The sequence below is a fragment of the Streptomyces sp. MST-110588 genome, from assembly GCF_022695595.1.
Classification (GTDB): Bacteria; Actinomycetota; Actinomycetes; order Streptomycetales; family Streptomycetaceae; genus Streptomyces.
The window spans coordinates 7,229,118-7,247,526 of sequence record NZ_CP074380.1; the positions used below are offsets into that span (position 1 = coordinate 7,229,118).

Below are 18,409 nucleotides of genomic sequence, written 5' to 3' on the forward strand. Positions count from 1 at the left end.
ATGTGAAACCCTGGTCGGAGCCTGGACGGGCGGCGACAGTGACACAGCGGCAGAGCGACAAAGCGACAGAGGAACACAGGAGAGGGCGGTACGGCGGTGAGTGAGAATGCGGCTGTACGGCCCCGTAATCCGCGCGGACAGGGGGAGCGCCTGCGGGAGGAGCTGCTGAGGGCCACCGAACGCCTCCTGGAGGAGGTCGGCAGCGAGGACGCCCTGTCGCTGCGGGCCGTGGCGCGCGAGGCGGGCGTCGCCGCCCCCAGCATCTACCGTCATTTTTCCGACAAGACCGAGCTGGTCTGGGCCACGCTGGAGGTCAGCTACGAGCGGCTGGCGCGGGCCATGGCGGAGGCGGACGCCGAGGCCGCCGCGCAGACGGCCGCCGGGACCGGTAGCGCTGACAGCAGCCCCGGGCAGCCCCGGCAGCCCCGGCAGCCCCGGCAGCCCCGGCAGCCCCGGCAGCCCCGAGAGCCCCGGCAGCCCCGGCAGCTCCACGAGCGGCCAGGACAGCGGTACGGGCACGGGCGGCGGCGACCCGGTGGCACGGCTGCGGGCACAACTGCGCGCCTACTGCCGGTACGCCGTCGGCCACCCCGCCAAGTACCGCCTGCTGTACGAGACCCGGCAGACCCCGGTCGGGCCCGAGCGACTGGCCGGCCACCCGGCCGGGCTGCTGGTGCGGAGCCTGCACGACGCCCTGACGGCGTGCGAGGAGGCAGGCTGGACGGTGCGCGGATCCCGTACGGAGGCGCCGTACGTCCTGTGGTCGGCGGTGCATGGCCGGGTCATGCTCTGGCAGGTCATGCCCAGCCGCAAGGACACCAGCCGGCTGGACCGCTTCGTGGACGAGCTGCTGAACCTCCTCCTCGACCGCTGAGCCGCTCACCCGGCCCTCCGGACGCCCCCCGGGCTCCCGGCCACCCCGCCCCCTCGCCGTACCCCTCCCCACACCGATCGTCCCGATCACTGCGTACGCGCGGGAAATCGGTTGCCCGACACGGCGGACGGCTGCTGTACTCCCGGGCAACAGCCGATCGACCAAGGAGCCCGTATGCGCACGACGTTCATGTCCCACCGGGAAGGATTCGCCCCCTATTCAGAGGACATGACGCTTCGTGCGAACGCTCAACCTGGGAATTCTGGCCCATGTCGACGCAGGTAAGACGAGCCTGACCGAGCGGCTGCTGTACGCCGCCGGTGTCATCGACGAGATCGGCCGGGTCGACCACGGAAACACCCGTACCGATTTCCTCGCGCTGGAACGGCAGCGCGGGATCACCATCAAATCCGCCGTCGTCTCATTCGTCGTCGACGACGTCACGGTCAATCTCCTGGACACGCCAGGCCACCCCGATTTCATCGCCGAGGTGGAACGGGTGCTCAGCGTGCTGGACGGCGCCGTCCTGGTCGTCTCCGCCGTGGAAGGCGTACAGGCGCAGACCCGCGTACTGATGCGGACGCTGCGGCGGCTGCGCATTCCCACCCTCGTTTTCGTCAACAAGGTCGACCGGGGCGGCGCACGGCCGGAGAACGTGCTGCGCGCGATATCGGAGAAGCTGACCCCGGCGATCGTCCCCATGGGAACGGTCGCTGCCGCGGGTACGCCGGAAGCGGTCTGTACGCCGCGCACCGCCGCCGACGCCGGCTTCGTCTCACGGCTGGCCGATCTGCTCACCGAGCACAACGACGAGCTGCTGGCCGCGTATGTGGAGGACGAGACGGCGGTCTCCTACGGGCGGCTCCGCGGCGAACTGGCCGCCCAGACCCGGCGGGCGTGGGTGCATCCGGTGTACTTCGGGTCGGCCATGACGGGCGCCGGCGTGGACGCGCTGGTCGCCGGCATCACGGAGCTGCTGCCGGCGGCGGAGGGCGATGCGGACGGACCGGTGTCGGGCACCGTCTTCAAGGTGGAACGCGGCCCGGCCGGGGAGAAGATCGCCTACGTACGGATGCACTCCGGGACGGTACGGACGCGCGACCGACTGCGCATCCACCGGGACGGCACGAACGGCGTGAATGCCGTGAACAGCGCATACAGCACGGACACCACGGACACCACGGACGATACGGGCAAAGTCACCGCGATCAGCGTCTTCGACCGCGGCTCGGACGTGCGCGGTCCCTCGGTCACCGCGGGGCGGATCGGCAAGCTCTGGGGGCTGGGCGGTATCCGGATCGGCGACGCGGTCGGCGACGCGCCGACGGTTCCCGTACGCCGCCATTTCTCCCCGCCGACCCTGGAAACGGTCGTCGTCCCCTGCCGTACGGCCGACAAAGGCGCCCTGCACACCGCGCTCACCCAACTCGCCGAACAGGACCCGCTGATCAACCTGCGGCAGGACCCGGCGCGTCAGGAAATCGCCGTCTCGCTTTACGGGGAGGTGCAGAAGGAAGTCATCCAGGCCACACTCGCGGACGAATTCGGAATCGACGTCACTTTCCGGGGGACGACGACCATCTGCATCGAGCGGCCGGCCGGCAGGGGAGCGGCGGTCGAGTTCATCGACAAGGACCCCAATCCGTTCCTCGCCACGGTGGGACTGCGTATCGAACCGGCGCCGGCCGGCGGAGGAGTGGAATTCAAGCTGGGTGTGGAACTGGGAGCGATGCCGTTCTCGTTCTTCAAGGCGGTGGAGGAGACGGTGCGCGCGACGCTGACGCAAGGACTGCGCGGCTGGCAGGTCACCGACTGCGTGGTCACCATGACGCACTGCGGCTACTGGCCCCGGCAGAGCCATTCCCACGCCGTCTTCGACAAAAGCATGTCGAGTACGGCCGGGGACTTCCGCAACCTGACGCCGCTGGTGCTGATGAGCGCGCTGCGACAGGCCGACACCCAGGTGTACGAGCCGCTGCACCGCTTCCGCATCGACCTGCCCGCCGACACGCTCGGGCCGGTCCTGCCCGTACTGGCACGGCTGCGCGGCGTACCCCGTACCCCGGAACTGCGGGGTGCGGCAGGTGTGATCGAGGGCGAGATCCCGGCGGCGCGGGTGCGTGAACTGGAGCAGCGGCTCCCCGGACTGACCCGGGGCGAGGGCGTGCTGGAATCCGCCTTCGACCGCTACCGGCCAGTCGTCGGCGCCGTCCCCGACCGGCCGCGCTCCGACGACAACCCGCTCGACCGCGAGGAGTACCTGCTGCGCGTGGCCCGGCGGGTCGCCGTGGGCCAGGGGGGCGTGTAAGGGCTTACGCGCGCCGTTACGCGCGCCCAGTAATGCTACAGAAGTTGCCTTTGGCGGCCGGCGGGTGCAGACTGGAGCAAGCAGATGCGAGAGAGACCGATTGGTTCACGGGGGGCGTCATGCAGTGCACACAAAACAATCATTCCCATGGTTCCTGTCTGCCGGTGATCCGGGAGTTCACCGTCGCGGACGAGCGGTCCGGTCCGTACGGCATCACGGCCGGCGGTGACGGCGCGCTGTGGATCACTCTGGTCCACGGCGGCGGGATCGCGCGGCTCACCGTCGACGGCGAGGTCACCACGTACGACCTGGGCGCACCCGAATCCGGACCGTCGGTCATCACGCCGGGCCCCGACGGGGCGCTGTGGTTCACCCGCACCGCGGACCACCGGATCGGGAGGATCACCACCGGGGGCACGTGCGCGGAATTCGCGGTGCCGACGCCAGGGGCCGGCCCCTTCGGGATAGCGGCCGGTGGTGACGGCGCGCTGTGGTTCACCGAACTGAACGCCGACCGGATCGGCCGGATCAGCACCGACGGGGAAGTCACGGAGTTCCCGCTGCCCGTCGAGGGAGCCTTCCCCTCGATGATCGCGGAGGGTCCCGACGGGGCGCTGTGGTTCACCCTCAACCAGGCCGACGCGATCGGCCGGATAAGCCTCGACGGCGAGATCGCCCTCCATGAACTGCCCACCGCCGGCGCCGCACCGGTGGGTATCACCCGGGGCGCCGATGACGCACTGTGGTTCGTCGAGATCGGGGCAGGGCAGATAGGCCGGATAACCATGGACGGCCGGGTCCGGGAATTCCCGTTGCCCGACCGTGCGGCCAGGCCCCATGCGATCGTGTCCGGCCCTGACGAGGGCTGCTGGTTCACCGAGTGGGGAGCCAACCGCATCGGGCACATCACACCGTCGGGCGAGATCACCGGGTACGACCTGCCGGTGCCCTCCTCCGAGCCGCACGGCATCACGGTGGGCCCGGACGGCGCGACCTGGGCCGCACTGGAAACGGGCAGCGCCGTACGCCTGGCCGCCTGACCCTGTCGGCGCACGACCCGTACGGCGGGCGCGACCCGTACGGTCTGTGCGGTCCATACGGCCCCTCGGCCGCCGAAGGTCACGAAAGGACGTGAGCAACGAGCAGGGCAGGGGCGGATTCACGGATCGGCTGCACGAATCGGATGTTTGGACGCGTCAATCTGTGCGTCGTTGGTCACGGTCGTGCCGGGAGTCCGTGGGTGTACAGGTCGCGTGAGTGGGTCTTGGAGCGGACCCGCCGGGATCGTCGGCTGGATCCGACGTGTCGGGGCGGACGCCGGCTCAGCGGTCCAAGATGTCGCGGAACACGGTGGCAAAGGCGCTCGCGTCTCCCGTTCCGTTGAAGCGGAAGAAGCCTCCTGACGTGCCTCAACTGCTGGGACGCCAAGACCCCGGACCGCGATGGCGCCACCAGTGCAGCACCGTGCGGTCATCGGGCCATGGGGCGTCCCTTTCGCCCCGGCGCTCGAAGACGTCACGCTTGAGGTCGATGGGTCACCAGTGCGGATCCAAAGGCTCGTCGTCCCGAGGCGGCCGGACCTTGGCCACGAATCGTTCCTCAGATGCGCCGAATTGCTTGAAGTTCGCTTGGGCCTCGGCCAAGGAGGGCCTGTTGGCTCCGTCGGTCCAGTCGGGCCCCGGAGATTTTCCTCGATGACCGGCTCGACTCGCTCGACCGGTGGTGCCGGAAGTACTTCGCCTTCCTGGCCCCGGACACCCGGGCGGAACTGGACACGTGGATCGGGCTCCTGCGGCACGGCACTTCCCGCCGCAGGCCACGGGCCCGCTCCACGGTCGTCACCCTGCTCAGGCTCGTCCTGCCGTTCCTCGCCGAGTACGGCGCAAAGTACACAACCCCCCTGCGGCAGGGCATGCGAGATGACCTCGCCACCTGGCTGCCCAACCGGCCGCACCGGGCCTATGAAGCCAGTGTCCTGCGGTCGCTGTTCGGAACACTCAATGCCGAGCGGCTGATCTTCAGCAACCCGATGCGCGGCATCAAACGCGGCCGTTGGCCCAACAGCACCAACCCGCACCTGCTGAGCAGCCGGAACACGGCCACCACCACGACAGCCGTCGCGACCTTCTGGGTGGACAAGCTCGTCCGGCCGCTGCCCGTGGGCCTCGACCGGCTGAGGCAGGGCCGCATCCTGGAAGAAGCCCTCGCCGGCGGCGCGGACCCCCTCCACCTCGCACATGTCTTCTGCCTCGGCGCCAAGACCAGCCTCCGCTACACGACCGCAGTCGCCGCCGCGGCTGCCGAAAAGGAACCGCGCGCCTGCTGAGCTGGAACTTTATGGGCGGCGTGCCCAGAACAGGGCATGCCCGCTGTCGCCCTCAGGGACGAAGTCCTCCCGTTCAACCGTCATGCCGGTCTGTTCGATCCACTCGCGGTTGGTGGCAGCATCCGCATGGCTCCACCACATAGGGGCGCCGCCCCCGAGCCAGTTCTCCTCGGTTCCGGTCCACTCGCCGTGTCCCGTGGTGGCCACGAAACAGCCTCCCGGGCGGAGCCACCCAGCAATCTTCCGCAGCAGGGGCGGCTGCTCAGCCAGTGGAATATGGATCAGCGCGAAGAAGGAGACGATGGCGTCGAAGGACGCGGCGCCGAAGGAGACAGCTGTGGCATCGGCATGGATGAACTCTGCCTGAGGCACCCGCTCGCGGGCCCGGCGGATCTGCACCTCGCTGATGTCTATGCCGGTGACCCGGTAGCCGGCGGCGGCCAGAGCGCGTGCGACCGGCACCCCGCTGCCGCAGCCCAGGTCCAGCACCGTCCCACCGGCCGGGATCCGCTGGCAGAGGTCACCAAGCAGTGACCGGTACTTCGTCTCGGCGCCGTACGCCTCGTCGTAACGCAAGGAGACGGCGTCGTACCCACGTCGGACCAGGTCCTTCGGATCTGTGATGTCCACGGTCGAGACGCTAGCCAGTGCTCCCAGTCGAGGCGAACGAATATCTCGGCACAAGCTGAACCGGAGTGCCCATACAGGCAGCCTGCCAGCCTGGACCCGTGGGTTCGCCACGAAGACCTCTCAGAATCGCGAACCCGCGGAGGTTCTCGTTTTCGCCGTTCTACTGCACCCCTGGCGAGGAAGGGTGCGGCTTCGAGCGGCAACGGCCGTTGCTGCGGCCGTTGCCGGACGAGCCCGGCGGGGAGAGGGGGCGAAGGTCATCTCGCTGCTCACCCGGCGACTGCCGCCGGACCTGCGGGCCGGGTGGCCGGACATGAGTAAGTACGACCGGTTGCTGACGCCGGTGAGGAACCCCACGACAGCCGCGCAGAAGGGCGCGAGTGCGTGTTCGTCGGCAGTCTCAGATCCCCGTCCGGGGCGGAAGAAGGCCGCCCGCTGGTGCTGATCGGTGACTCCGGCGCCGGCGAATCCCGTCTGCTGACCGGGATCGGTACGGCGGTCGCCGAGGCCGGGCTCAGCATCCGCCACACCACCATGTCCGCGCTGGTCAACTAGCTCGCCGAGGCGGACGCGGCCCGTCGGCTGTCCTCAGTCATCGCTCGCTACAGCAAAGTCGACCTTCTCTGTCTGGATGAATTCGGCTCTTCTCGGTGCCGGGCCGTGCCGGGCTGTCTCATGGTTTCGGCGCTGCCGCTGTGCCTGGAGGTGGCGGGCCCGTGGGGGCGGGGCGGCGGGGGCTGGTGAGCGGTCGTCAGCTTGTTGTGTGGGGGACATTTGTGGCTGCGTCGGGGCGCTTTGGGGCAGCGGTGGCGGCTTGGGGGTTCGTGTGGGTGACCCCCCTTATTCGGCGGGGGGTAACGCATGTAAGTTTACGAGCGTTAGGCGAGCGTCCGACTCATGGCCGCACGCTCCTGCCCGCGTGCTCGCAAGGAACGACATGACACTCACACCTACCTCCACCCCCACCTCCGCTCCCGCGCCGCTGCCCGTCCAGCCGCCCAGCGGCTGTCCTTTCGACCCGCCCGCCGAGTTCGGCCGGCTGCGTACCGAGGAACCGCTCTCGAAGATCTCGCTGCCGGACGGGAGCTGGGCCTGGCTCGCGACCCGCTACGCCGACATCCGCGCGATCCTGGGTGACACCCGCTTCAGCTCCGACACCACCCGCGCCGGATACCCGCTCAGCGGTATGACCGGCGGCGCGTCCACCGAGCACCGTGGCTTCATCCGCATGGACCCGCCCGAGCACACCCGGCTGCGGCGCATGGTCACCCGGGAGTTCATGGTCAAGCGCGTCGAGGCGCTGCGCCCGCAGATCCAGCGACTGACCGACGAGCTGTGTGACGCGATGGAGAAGCGCGTCGCGGACAGCGGGGCGGCGGACAGCGGGGCGGCGGACGGCGCGGCGGCGGGCGGCCGGGAGGTGGATCTGATCGAGGCGCTGGCCCTGCCGGTGCCCTCGCTCGTCATCAGTCTGCTGCTCGGCGTCCCCTATGACGACCACGAGCTGTTCCAGCGGCTCACCGGAACCCTGCTCTCCCGTACGGTCGCCGACGACGAGCGTGAGAGCGCCCGCGGCGAACTGCGCGAGTACCTCCACCGGTTGGTGTATGCCAAGGAAGCCGCGCCCGGTGACGACATCCTCAGCCGTCTGATCACCGAGCAGCAGCACGCGGGCGAGATCACCCACGACGACGTGGTCGCCTTCGCGGCGCTGCTGCTCATCGCCGGTCACGAGACCACCGCCAACATGATCGGGCTGAGCGCGCTCACCCTGATGCGCGACAAGGAGACGGCCGAGCGGCTGCGTCAGGACCCGGGTCTGATCCGTGGCGCCGTGGAGGAACTGCTGCGTTTCCACAGCATCATCCGCAACGGGCCGCGCCGCGCCGCGACCGAGGACGTCGAGATCGGCGGGCAGCTCATCCGGGCGGGCGAAGGCGTCGTGGTGGCCGTGCCGTCCGCCAACCGTGACGAGAGCGTCTTCCCCGACGCCGGCCGCCTGGACGTCTGCCGGCCCAACGCCCAGCACCACGTCGCCTTCGGTTACGGCATCCACCAGTGCCTGGGCCAGGCCCTGGCCCGGGTGGAACTCCAGGTCGTCATCGCCACGCTGCTGCGCCGCTTCCCGGACATGCGGCCCGCCGTGCCGGTCGAGGAGATCCCCTTCCGTACCGACATGGCGATCTATGGTTGCCACGCACTGCCCGTCACCTGGTGATCAACGGCCTCACACGCCGCACCCACCACAAAGACCACGCCCACCACACCCCCCGATCCCACCCCACCGGAGCTTGCTGCCATGAAGATCACCCTTGACGCCGACAAGTGCTGCGCCGCGGGCCAGTGCGTACTGATCGCCCCCGACGTCTTCGACCAGCGTGACGAGGACGGCGTCGTGGTCCTGCTGGACGCGGCGCCGCCCGCCGACCAGCACGACGCGGTCCGCGAGGCCGCCGCCATCTGCCCCGCGGCCGTCATCGAGGTCCACGAGTGACCCCGCAGCGCATAGCCGTCGTAGGTGCCTCGGCGGCGGGACTGGCCACCGCCGAGGCCCTGCGCCGGCTCGGCTGGACCGGCGCGCTGACCCTGATCGGCGAGGAGCCGCACCCGCCGTACGACCGGCCGCCGCTGTCCAAGCAGTTGCTCGGCGGCGACTGGGAGGCCGACCGCCTCACCCTGCGCGCCCCCGACGCGCTGGCAGGGCTCGGCCTGGACCTGCGGCTGGGCGAACGGGCCACCGCCGTGGACACCGCCGCCCGGTACGTCGAGCTGGCCGGCGGCGCCCGCGTGGACTACGACGCCCTCGTGGTGGCCACCGGCGCCCGCGCCCGGCGGCTGCCGGGCAGCGAGGGCATCGCCGGGGTGCATGTGCTGCGCACCCTGGAGGACGCCCTCGCGCTGCGCGCCGAACTGGCGGCCACCCCGCACCTCCTCGTGGTCGGCGGCGGCTTCATCGGTGCCGAGGCCGCCGCCGTCGCCCGCCGGCTGGGCTGCCGGGTGACTTTGGTGACCGGCTCCCCGTATCCGATGGCCGATGTCCTCGGTCCCCGCCTGGGCGCGCTGCTCGCCCAGGTCCACGCCGGGCACGGCGTACGGATCGAGGCGGGCGCCCGTGCCGAACGCGTCCTGACCCACGGTGGCCGGGCCACCGGCGTCGCGCTGAGCGACGGCCGCACCCTGGAGGCCGACGCCGTGCTGGTGGGCATCGGTGCCCGGCCCAACACCGAATGGCTGGCCGGCAGTGGCCTGCCGCTCGGCGACGGGATCGAGTGCGACGCGACCCTCCACGCCGGTCACGGTGTCTGGGCCGCGGGTGATGTGGCGTCCTGGCCGGATCCGGCGAGCGGCGCCCGGCTCCGGGTCGAACACCGCACCAACTCCGCGGAACAGGGCCTGGCCGTCGCCCGCAACATCCTCGCCGGGCCGGGCGAGGCCAAGCCCTTCACCACCGTGCCGTACGTCTGGTCCGACCAGTACGACCTGAAGATCCAGATCTACGGGCTCACCCGCGGTGCCGACCAGGTACGGATCGTCGACGGCGACCCGGAACAGCGGGAGTTCACCGCGCTGTACGGCAGGAACGGGCAGGTGTGCGGCGCCGTCGGCGTCAACATGGTCCGTCCGCTGCGCGCCCTGCGCGCCCTCGTCGCCGCCCGCGCCCCGTGGGCCCAGGCCACCGCGGGGGCCCGGTGACGGAGGGCTCACGGCCCCTGCCCCTCGGATCCTGACCCGCCGGCCCGGTCCGCAAGGCCCTGGTCCGCCAGGCTCCGGACCGCAAGGTCCCGAGCCGGAAGGTCCTGAGCCGCAAGGCCCGCCCGGCGCCCGAGCCGGCGCCCGGCCCGGCGGACCGGTCCGCCCGTGCCCGATCATGGGGGGTATGACCGACTCGTACGTACGGGTGCGCGGCGCCCGTGAGCACAACCTCCGCAGTGTCGACGTGGACATCCCGAGGGACGCGCTGGTCGCGTTCACCGGGGTGTCCGGGTCGGGCAAGTCCTCGCTCGCCTTCGGCACCCTCTACGCCGAGGCCCAGCGCCGCTACTTCGAGTCGGTGGCCCCCTATGCGAGGCGGCTGATCCACCAGGTCGGCGCCCCCAAGGTGGCCGAGATCACCGGGCTGCCGCCCGCCGTCGCGCTGGAGCAGCGGCGCTCCACCCCCACCGCCCGCTCCTCCGTCGGCACCGTCACCACGCTCTCCAACACCCTGCGCATGCTCTTCTCCCGGGCCGGCACCTACCCCGAGGGCGCGGCCGGACGGCTGGACTCCGACGCCTTCTCCCCCAACACCGCCGCCGGGGCCTGCCCCGAATGCCACGGCCTGGGCCGTGTCCACCGCGTCACCGAGGACTCCCTGGTCCCCGACCCGTCCCTGACCATCCGCGAAGGCGCCGTCGCCGCCTGGCCCGGCGCCTGGCAGGGCAAGAACCTCCGCGACATCCTCGCCACCCTCGGACACCCCCTGGACACGCCCTGGCGGGAGCTGCCCCGGGCCGACCGCGAGTGGATCCTGTTCACCGACGAACAGCCCGTCGTCACCGTCCACCCCGTACGCGAGGCCGGGCGTATCCAGCGCCCCTACAAGGGCCAGTACATGAGCGCCAAGCGCTACGTACTGCACACCTTCGCCGACTCCAAGAGCGAGACGCTGCGCAAACGCGTGCAGCGCTTCATGGTCTCGGCCCGCTGCCCGGCCTGCGACGGGCGGCGGCTGCGCGCCGAGGCGCTGGCCGTCACCTTCCAGGGCCATGACATCGCGGAGCTGGCGGCCCTGCCGCTGAGCACCCTGGCGGACGTGCTGCGCCCCACGGCGGAACGGACCGGCGACCAGGCGCCGGGCGTCGCCCCGGCGCTGGCCCGCGACCTGGTGGCCCGTATCGACGTCCTCACCGAACTGGGCCTGGGCTATCTGGCCATGGACCGCCCCTCGCCCACCCTCTCCGCGGGCGAACTCCAGCGGCTGCGGCTGGCCACCCAACTGCGCTCGGGGCTCTTCGGCGTCCTCTACGTCCTGGACGAGCCCTCGGCCGGGCTGCACCCCGCCGACACCGAGGCGCTGCTGACCGTCCTGGAGCGCCTCAAGGCCGCCGGGAACTCCCTGTTCGTCGTCGAGCACGACATGGACGTGGTGCGGCACGCCGACTGGATCGTGGACGTCGGGCCGCGCGCCGGGGAGCACGGCGGGCGGGTCCTGCACAGCGGGCCCGTCGCGGATCTTTCGGCCGTCCCCGAATCCGTCACCCGGTGCTTCCTGTTCGCCACCGGTGAGGACGGCGGGGAGCAGGGAACGCCCACGGCCCCCGTCACTGCCCCCGTCACGTCACGCGCATCCGTCACCTCACAGGCATCGGCCACCCCACAGGCATCGGCCACCTCGCGGGCTTTGGCGCCGGCCGGCGGCGACCGGCCCCGTACCCCCAGCGGCGTGCTGTCCCTCCACGGCATCACCCTCCACAACCTCCGTGGCCTGGACGCCGAGTTCCCCCTCGGCGTCTTCACGGCCGTCACCGGTGTCTCCGGCTCCGGCAAGTCCACCCTGGTCACCCGGGCCCTGGCCGACGCCGTGGCCGGTCACCTGGGTACGCCGCCCGGCGCGGACCCCGGCGAAGACGCCGGTACGGCTCCCGGCAGCGACCCCGGCACCGACGGCGTACGGATGGCGGACGCGGCGGACCACGCGCCGCCACTGGCCGGGGCCAAGGGGCTGGAGGCGATCGACCGGCTCGTACGGGTCGACCAGAAGCCCATCGGCCGCACGCCGCGCTCCAACCTCGCGACGTACACGGGGCTGTTCGACGCCGTACGCAAGGTCTTCGCCGCCACCGACGAGGCCCGCGCCCGCGGCTACAACGCCGGCCGCTTCTCCTTCAACGTCTCCACCGGCCGCTGCGAGACCTGCCAGGGCGAGGGCTTCGTCGCCGTCGAACTGCTCTTCCTGCCCGGTACGTACGCCCCCTGCGCCGCCTGCCACGGCGCCCGCTACAACCCGGACACCCTCGACGTCACCTACCGGGGCCGCAACATCGCCGAGGTGCTGGCCATGACGGTGGAGGAGGCCGAGGGGTTCCTCGCCGACGTCCCGGCCGCCGTGCGCAGCCTGCGCACCCTGCGCGAGGTGGGCCTGGGCTATCTGCGGCTGGGGCAGCCCGCCACCGAACTGTCCGGCGGCGAGGCCCAGCGCATCAAGCTCGCCACCGAACTCCAGCGCTCGCACCGCGGCCACACCCTCTACCTCCTGGACGAGCCCACCACCGGCCTCCACCCGGCGGACACCGAGGTCCTGCTGCGGCAGTTGCACGGGCTGGTGGACGCGGGGAACACCGTCGTGGTCGTCGAGCACGACATGGGGGTGGTCGCGGGCGCCGACCACGTCATCGACCTGGGGCCGGGCGGCGGTGCGGCGGGCGGCCGGATCGTGGCCGCCGGCACCCCCGCCGAGGTGGCCGCCTGCCCCCACGGCCGTACCGCTCCCTACCTGGCCCGACGCCTGTCCCGCGGAGCCCGCACGGCCGCTGCCGACGGGACCGGCTCGGCGGTCGGTTAATGTACCCGGGTCAGCTCCGCCGATCAGCGGCACAGCACTATGAAGGGGGCATCTCCCGTGGCAGACATCGAGGCGGCCAAGGCAGCGTTCGACCGGCTGGACGCGAACAAGGACGGTCTGGTCACCGCGGACGAGTTCCGGCGGGCGATGGCCGAGATGGGTGACCCGTACGTCACCGGGCCCGTCGCGGAGGCCGTCATCAAGGCCAAGGACACGAACTCCGACGGACTGCTCTCCTTCGACGAGTTCTGGCAGGCGCTCCAGCGCTGAGCACCCCTCGCGCCGGCGTGCCGGCGCCGCCCCCACGCCGCCGTCCCGTCCGGCGGCGGGAGTCCGCTCCCGCCGCCGGACGGCAGGGGGCCCGTGCCCGGGGCGCGCGCCGTCGCTACCGGCGGCCGTCCGCGCCGTGCGCCGCCCCGGCGCGCGGACCGCCGCGGGCCAGCGCGGAGTGGCGGTAGGAGTACCCGAAGTAGACGCCCAGGCCGATCACGAACCACACCGCGAAGCGGACCCAGGTCTGCCACTCCAGGAACGTGATCAGCCAGATCGAGAAGACCACACCGAGCGCGGGCACCACCGGCACACCGGGGCAGCGGAACGTACGCGGCAGATCGGGCCGCCGGTAGCGCAGCGCGATCACCGCCACGCACACCACGACGAACGCCAGCAGGATGCCGATGTTCGTCAGCTCCGCGGCCTGACCGATCGGCAGGAAGCCGGCGATGACGGCCGAGGCGGCACCCACGATCCAGGTCACCCGGGTCGGCACGTGCCGGGTGGGGTGGGTCTTGGCGAACCACGTCGGCAGCAGACCGTCCCGGCTCATGGAGAACCACACCCGGGTCACGCCGAGCATGAAGGTGAACATCACGGTGAGGATGCCGATGATCGCGCCGACCGCGATGACATCGGCCAGGCTGCCCAGCCCCACCGACTTGAACGCCGTGGAGAAGCCGCTCTCCGGGTCGATGTCCTGGTAGCCCTGCATGCCGGTCAGCACCAGGCAGGCCAGCACGTACAGCACCATCGAGATCGCCAGCGAGTACAGGATCGCCTTGGGCATGTGCCGCTGGGCGTCCTTGGACTCCTCGGCGGCGGTGCTCATCGCGTCGTACCCGAAGACGGCGAAGAAGACGGTGGCCGCGCCCGTGAACGCGCCGCTGACGCCGAAGGGGAAGAACGGCGTGTAGTTGCCGGTCCTGACGTGGAAGAAGCCGACGCCGATGACCAGCAGGACCACCAGGACCTTCAGTCCCACCACGACCGTCTCGAAGCGTGCCGCGTTCTTGATGCCCAGCGTCAGCAGGTACGCGATGAGCAGGCACAGCACCGCCGCGAACAGATCCACCCGGTGGCCGGCGCCGGTGCCCGGCGCCCCCAGCATCCAGGCGGGCAGCTCCAGGCCCATTTCGCCGAGCAGGAAGCTGAAGTAGCCGGAGATGCCGATCGCGACCACCGCGACGATCGCGGTGTATTCCAGCAGCAGGTCCCAGCCGATGAACCAGCCCGCGAACTCGCCCAGCACCGCGTACCCGTAGGTGTACGCCGAGCCCGCCTTGGGGATGAGCCCGGCGAACTCGGCGTAGGAGAAGGCCGCCGCGGCACTGGCCACGCCCGCGATCAGGAAGGAGATCAGGACGGCCGGCCCGGCCTTCCCGTTGGCGACCGTACCGGCGAGGGTGAAGATGCCCGCGCCGATGATGCCGCCGACGCCGATGGCGGTGAGCTGCCACAGCCCCAGCGACCGGTTGAGCTGTTCGGTCGCGCCGCCTTCCGTCTCCTGGATGTGTTCGATCGGTTTACGGCGCAATACGCCCTGTCCCGCGCGCAGACCCATGCCCCGTCCTCTCCGGACTCGTGGTTGACCGACGGCCGGTCATCATGGCCCTTCGAAGGGGGCGGCGGAAGGCGACTCCCTGGTACGGGCCGGGCAAGCCGGCTCCCGGTACGGCCTCAAGGGGTGGGTCAGCCCGCGTCCTCCAGGCGGAAGCCGACCTTCAGACCCACCTGGTAGTGCTCGATCTCGCCGTCGACGATGTGACCGCGCACCTGCACCACTTCGAACCAGTCGAGGTTGCGCAGGGTCTGCGCGGCCCGCTTGATGCCGTTGCGGATCGCGGTGTCGACGCTCTCCTGGGACGTACCCACGATCTCGGTCACCCGGTACGTGCGGTCGGTCACGGTCATCTCCCTCGTCGGGCGGCATACCTCTTCCCCCCACCGTGCCCCAGACCCGGCCGCCCCACCAGCGGAACGGCCCGCGGCGCCGCCCGGCCCGACGGGTCCCGGTCAGGTGCGGCCGAGGTCCGCCGGGCCTACGGGACCACCGTCACCGGCCAGCGGCCGGCCTTGACCAGGCGGACCGCCACCGACCCCATGATGCGGTGCCCCGCCGACTCCGAGGCGCCCACCACCACCGCGTCCGCCTTCAGCTCGTCGGCCATCCGCACCATCCCGCCGTACGGGTCCCCGCGCAGCGTATGGAACTCCCAGCGCACGTGATGGGTGCCGTACGAGCGCTCCGTCGCCGCGCGCATCTGTGCCATCAGCTCCTCGGCGACCTCGTCCGCGGCGTCCACGACCGGCGCGCCCATGACCGCGCCGGCCGGCAGCACCGGCTGGACGTAGACCAGCGCGAGCAGCGACCCCTGGCGGCGGGCCAGCCCCGCGGCGTAGGCGGCGGCCCGCCACGAGGAGTCCGAGCCGTCGACCCCGACGACGATCACCTTCGGTCCGTCCGTACCGCGCTCGAAGGGCGCGGGCGTCTTGTCCTCCACGCAAAGGAGGTTATCCGCCCGCGCCCCCCGGTGATCTCCCGGGCCGGGGTGCCCCGCGGCCCTTCACGCGGCCCGGCCGCGGCCCCTCACGAATCCGCGCCGGTGCCGCGCTCCGGGAGCACCGGCCGCCACGGCGCGAAGGCGCTCGCGCCGCGCGGCAGCATCGCGGCCAGCTCCGGGCAGTGCCGCAGGATGACGGAGCTCATGCCGCCCTTGGCGACCCAGTCCATGCCCAGCGGCGTGTACAGTTCCGGCCGGAAGTCGACGGTCAGGAACCGGTCGGACTGGATCCGCCGGGTCGCCATCAGGATGAAGATCCTGAAGGCGGTGTCGCTGAAGCCGAAGCCCTTGGGCGGGTTCTCGGCGAACAGCCCGACCATGGTGTCGACCTCGTCGACGTTGCGGTAGACCTCCTTGAGCCGGGTGACCGTCTCGGGATCGCCGGAGATGTCCTCGAAGCGGCTCACCCGCTGCTTGTGCAGCCCGGCCCGGAAGTCGTTGTAGCGCGGTACGCCGCGCCGCCTGGTCCGTACCAGATCGACCACCGAGAGGTCGATGATCTCGCCGTCCCGCTCGAAGTGGGTCAGCGACCGCGGGTAGTTGCGCAGGGTGATCGCGCCGGGATGGGCGATGCCGAAGGAGTACAGGGAGTCCGCCAGCCCGGTCTTGCGGGCCACCGCCTCGGCCGCCACACCCTGGATGTCGTGGAAGGACACCGTCTCCAGGCGCTGCCCGAAGTGGTGCTCCCGCAGCTCGTAGTCGTCCGGGATCAGCGGGTGCATGCGGTAGACGGTGACGAAGTCCTCGGTCAGCGAGTACGGCACGTCGTGGTGGTCGGGCAGGGTCCTGGGGATGCCGGTCAGCGCATGCGACTCCACCAGCCACAGGCCCAGCTTGGTCAGCCAGTTGTCCGGCGGGCCCTCCCAGTTGGTGCGCAGGCCGACGTCGATGGCCTTGGTGGCCAGGATCGCCGGGGTCCACTCCACCGTGTGGATCTTGGCGATCAGGGCGGAGACCACCAGCCGCGCGGTGTGGTAGATCCGGTCCTCGCTCATCGAGGGGTACTCGGCGCGCAGCGCGTCGCACAGGGCGTTGTGCTCGCGCGCGAAGAGGGTGTGCATCACGCTCAGGCCCAGCCACCAGTTCTCGCTGAACCCGGTCAGCGGGATACCGTCGGCGCCGATCGGCAGATGGCCGTCCTCCAGGCGCAGCTTGGCGCCGCCGTCCGGCTCGCGCAGCGAACGCGCGGTGCGCTCGTCGCCGCCGTACACCTCCGAGCCGTCCCACCACGGCGAGGTGGTGTTGGTGAACAGCAGCGGCGGCTTGCCGGGCTGCTCCACGCCGATGTTCTCCGCGAACCGCATCACCTCCTCCGACGGTCCGCCGGGGGTGTTCTGCCAGGTCGTGCCGGGCGGCAGCGGCACCTCGACGGACCGGCCGCCGACCGGGTGGCGCCGGTGGTTGACCCAGTCGTGCACCTGGAACTGGATCCAGGCCGCGGCCAGGATGTTCAGGGAGGTCGCGGGCACGAACGCCTCGCGGTGCAGCAGCCGGCGGGCGGTGGTGACCGGGTTGGGCACGTCGAAGAGGTCGGGCCGGTAGACGGGGGCGAGGTTGCGGCCGAAGGTCGAGCCGATCGCGCCCATGTGCGGCACGGACAGATCGGTGGAGGAGCCGTCGTAGGTACGGGCCGTGCGGGCCGCCTCGTCCACCGTCTCCGGCACCGGTACGGCCTTCGGCGGGGCCTCGGGGATCTCGGTGTCGATGAGGTTGAAGCGGCGCAGCGCCTGGCGCAGCGCGACCAGGTTGAGCAGGCTCAGGTTCAGCGGCAGCCGGTGCCAGGGCACGTACCGGTTGACGAATCGGAAGGCGGCCCGCACCGGCACGCCGATCAGCGCGTTGCGTACGGGTTCCTCGGTACGGAAGCGGGTGCCCAGGCGGTGCGCGGCGCTCGCCTGGTAGGCGGCCTTGCGGGCGCGGTTGAGGTTGCCCAGCGGACGGAACTCCTCGGTGGTGTGCCACGGGTTGAACGCCAACTGCTCGATACGGCGCGCCGCCGAGCGGGCCTGCGCGGAGGTCAGGTCCTGGCGCGGCACGGTCAGCCGGGCGACGGTCAGCACCGGCGCGTCCGATTCGCGCCAGTTGGCCGCACCGTCCTCCACCGGGGTCCGCCGCTGGTCGGTGAAGCGCTGGACGCACAGGTCGAAGGCGACGTCCTCGGTGGCCAGCCGTTCCGTCAGCTCGTGCCGCAGGTGGTCGGGGTCGCGCTTGTCCGGGCGCGGCGCGGGCGAGCCGCCGGGCGCCGGCCGGAACTGGTAGCGCACCGGTCCCGCCTCGCCCCACAGGATCGCGCCCCGGCTCCAGTACGTCTCGCGGGCCAGCGACCCGACCACGTGCCGGGAGGCCGCCTGCACGTTCTTGCGCATCCGCGCCGCGGTGTTCCAGCCCACCGCCAGCGGCAGCTTCACCAGCAGCCCGAACGCCTTCTGGACCGGGTTGACGGCCCCCGCCATGGCCTTGGCGAACGCCACGAACTCCCGCGCGTCGCGGGCGTGGGAGACCGGGAAATTGGTTGCCAGCAGGTCGTGGTTCTCCTCCCCGGAGACCTCCACGCGTACGGCGATGCCGCGCAGGTCCGGTGTGCTGTCACTCTGGGCCGTGCCGCCGGCGTTGGAGAGCCGCAGGAGCGCCGGGTACTCCGCGCCGGGCCGCGCGTACCCGGTGGTCAGCGCCGCCGGCAGATCGTCGGCGAAGCGCAGCCGGGCGTTCTCCACCCCCAGCGCGGCCTTGGCGTGGAAGGCCCGCTGGACGCCCGGGGCCCCGGCGGCCTCCTTGTTCTTGAGCTGCACCCGCATCAGTTCGCGTGCCAGCTTCTCGAAGACCACTCGCTCCGCTTCGGGACTTCCGCCTTCGTACGTCTCGTACTGCGCGTAGTTCACGGTGTCGGCCATGG

The 18,409-nt window shown here is 71.4% G+C and carries 15 protein-coding genes and 1 pseudogene; 11 read left to right on the forward strand and 5 right to left on the reverse strand.

The window, feature by feature from the left end; all coding sequences use genetic code 11:
* Positions 1-96: 96 nt before the first annotated feature.
* From KGS77_RS31560 to KGS77_RS31580, 5 genes and pseudogenes are all read left to right on the forward strand, one after another.
* A pseudogene (locus tag KGS77_RS31560) lies at positions 97-363 on the forward strand (helix-turn-helix domain-containing protein); the annotation flags it as partial.
* Positions 364-535: 172 nt separating this feature from the next.
* Entirely contained in the window at positions 536-874 is a 339-nt protein-coding gene (locus KGS77_RS31565) for a TetR-like C-terminal domain-containing protein (protein WP_242586577.1), read from the forward strand.
* Between the two features lie 238 nt (positions 875-1,112).
* Positions 1,113-3,182 carry a TetM/TetW/TetO/TetS family tetracycline resistance ribosomal protection protein gene (locus KGS77_RS31570; RefSeq protein ID WP_242586578.1) on the forward strand — a complete coding sequence of 690 codons (2,070 nt, stop codon included), beginning with the start codon at positions 1,113-1,115 and terminating at the stop codon, positions 3,180-3,182.
* Between the two features lie 119 nt (positions 3,183-3,301).
* Complete coding sequence (locus KGS77_RS31575; protein WP_242586580.1) at positions 3,302-4,222, forward strand: virginiamycin B lyase; 921 nt, start codon at positions 3,302-3,304, stop codon at positions 4,220-4,222.
* Positions 4,223-5,094: 872 nt separating this feature from the next.
* Positions 5,095-5,508, forward strand: coding sequence for a hypothetical protein (locus KGS77_RS31580; RefSeq protein ID WP_242586581.1), 414 nt, complete (start codon positions 5,095-5,097; stop codon positions 5,506-5,508).
* Positions 5,509-5,517: 9 nt separating this feature from the next.
* Here the strand turns inward: KGS77_RS31580 and KGS77_RS31585 are convergent, their stop codons facing one another.
* Positions 5,518-6,138, reverse strand: coding sequence for a class I SAM-dependent methyltransferase (locus tag KGS77_RS31585; RefSeq protein WP_242586583.1), 621 nt, complete (start codon positions 6,136-6,138; stop codon positions 5,518-5,520).
* 384 nt (positions 6,139-6,522) lie between these two features.
* Here KGS77_RS31585 and KGS77_RS31590 point away from each other — a divergent pair, with 384 nt between their 5' ends.
* The 6 genes from KGS77_RS31590 to KGS77_RS31615 all read left to right on the forward strand — a co-directional run bounded on the left by KGS77_RS31590 (position 6,523) and on the right by KGS77_RS31615 (position 12,949).
* The gene (locus tag KGS77_RS31590) at positions 6,523-6,693 is read left to right on the forward strand and encodes an ATP-binding protein (RefSeq protein ID WP_242586584.1); all 171 of its coding nucleotides are present in this window, start codon (positions 6,523-6,525) and stop codon (positions 6,691-6,693) included.
* Between the two features lie 382 nt (positions 6,694-7,075).
* A complete protein-coding gene (locus KGS77_RS31595) occupies positions 7,076-8,356 on the forward strand; it encodes a cytochrome P450 (protein WP_242586585.1) in 1,281 nt (426 codons plus the stop codon).
* 81 nt (positions 8,357-8,437) lie between these two features.
* A complete protein-coding gene (locus KGS77_RS31600; protein WP_242586586.1) occupies positions 8,438-8,632 on the forward strand; it encodes a ferredoxin in 195 nt (64 codons plus the stop codon).
* Entirely contained in the window at positions 8,629-9,831 is a 1,203-nt protein-coding gene (locus KGS77_RS31605; RefSeq protein WP_242586587.1) for an FAD/NAD(P)-binding oxidoreductase, read from the forward strand. Before KGS77_RS31600 ends, KGS77_RS31605 begins: the two co-directional genes overlap by 4 nt.
* Positions 9,832-10,015: 184 nt before the next feature.
* A complete protein-coding gene (locus KGS77_RS31610; RefSeq protein WP_242586588.1) occupies positions 10,016-12,679 on the forward strand; it encodes an excinuclease ABC subunit UvrA in 2,664 nt (887 codons plus the stop codon).
* 57 nt (positions 12,680-12,736) lie between these two features.
* Positions 12,737-12,949, forward strand: coding sequence for an EF-hand domain-containing protein (locus KGS77_RS31615; protein WP_242586589.1), 213 nt, complete (start codon positions 12,737-12,739; stop codon positions 12,947-12,949).
* A gap of 115 nt (positions 12,950-13,064) precedes the next feature.
* Here KGS77_RS31615 and KGS77_RS31620 read toward each other — a convergent pair whose 3' ends face one another.
* From KGS77_RS31620 to KGS77_RS31635, 4 genes are all read right to left on the reverse strand, one after another.
* Positions 13,065-14,516, reverse strand: a complete 1,452-nt coding sequence (locus KGS77_RS31620; protein WP_242586590.1) for an amino acid permease — start codon at positions 14,514-14,516, stop codon at positions 13,065-13,067.
* Positions 14,517-14,644: 128 nt separating this feature from the next.
* Positions 14,645-14,860: a dodecin gene (locus tag KGS77_RS31625; protein ID WP_242586591.1), complete on the reverse strand. Its 216-nt coding sequence runs from the start codon at positions 14,858-14,860 to the stop codon at positions 14,645-14,647.
* A gap of 134 nt (positions 14,861-14,994) precedes the next feature.
* Entirely contained in the window at positions 14,995-15,456 is a 462-nt protein-coding gene (locus KGS77_RS31630) for a universal stress protein (protein WP_242586593.1), read from the reverse strand.
* Positions 15,457-15,542: 86 nt separating this feature from the next.
* Positions 15,543-18,407 (reverse strand): peroxidase family protein, encoded by a 2,865-nt coding sequence (locus tag KGS77_RS31635; protein ID WP_242586595.1) that lies wholly within the window; start codon positions 18,405-18,407, stop codon positions 15,543-15,545.
* Positions 18,408-18,409: the final 2 nt, after the last annotated feature.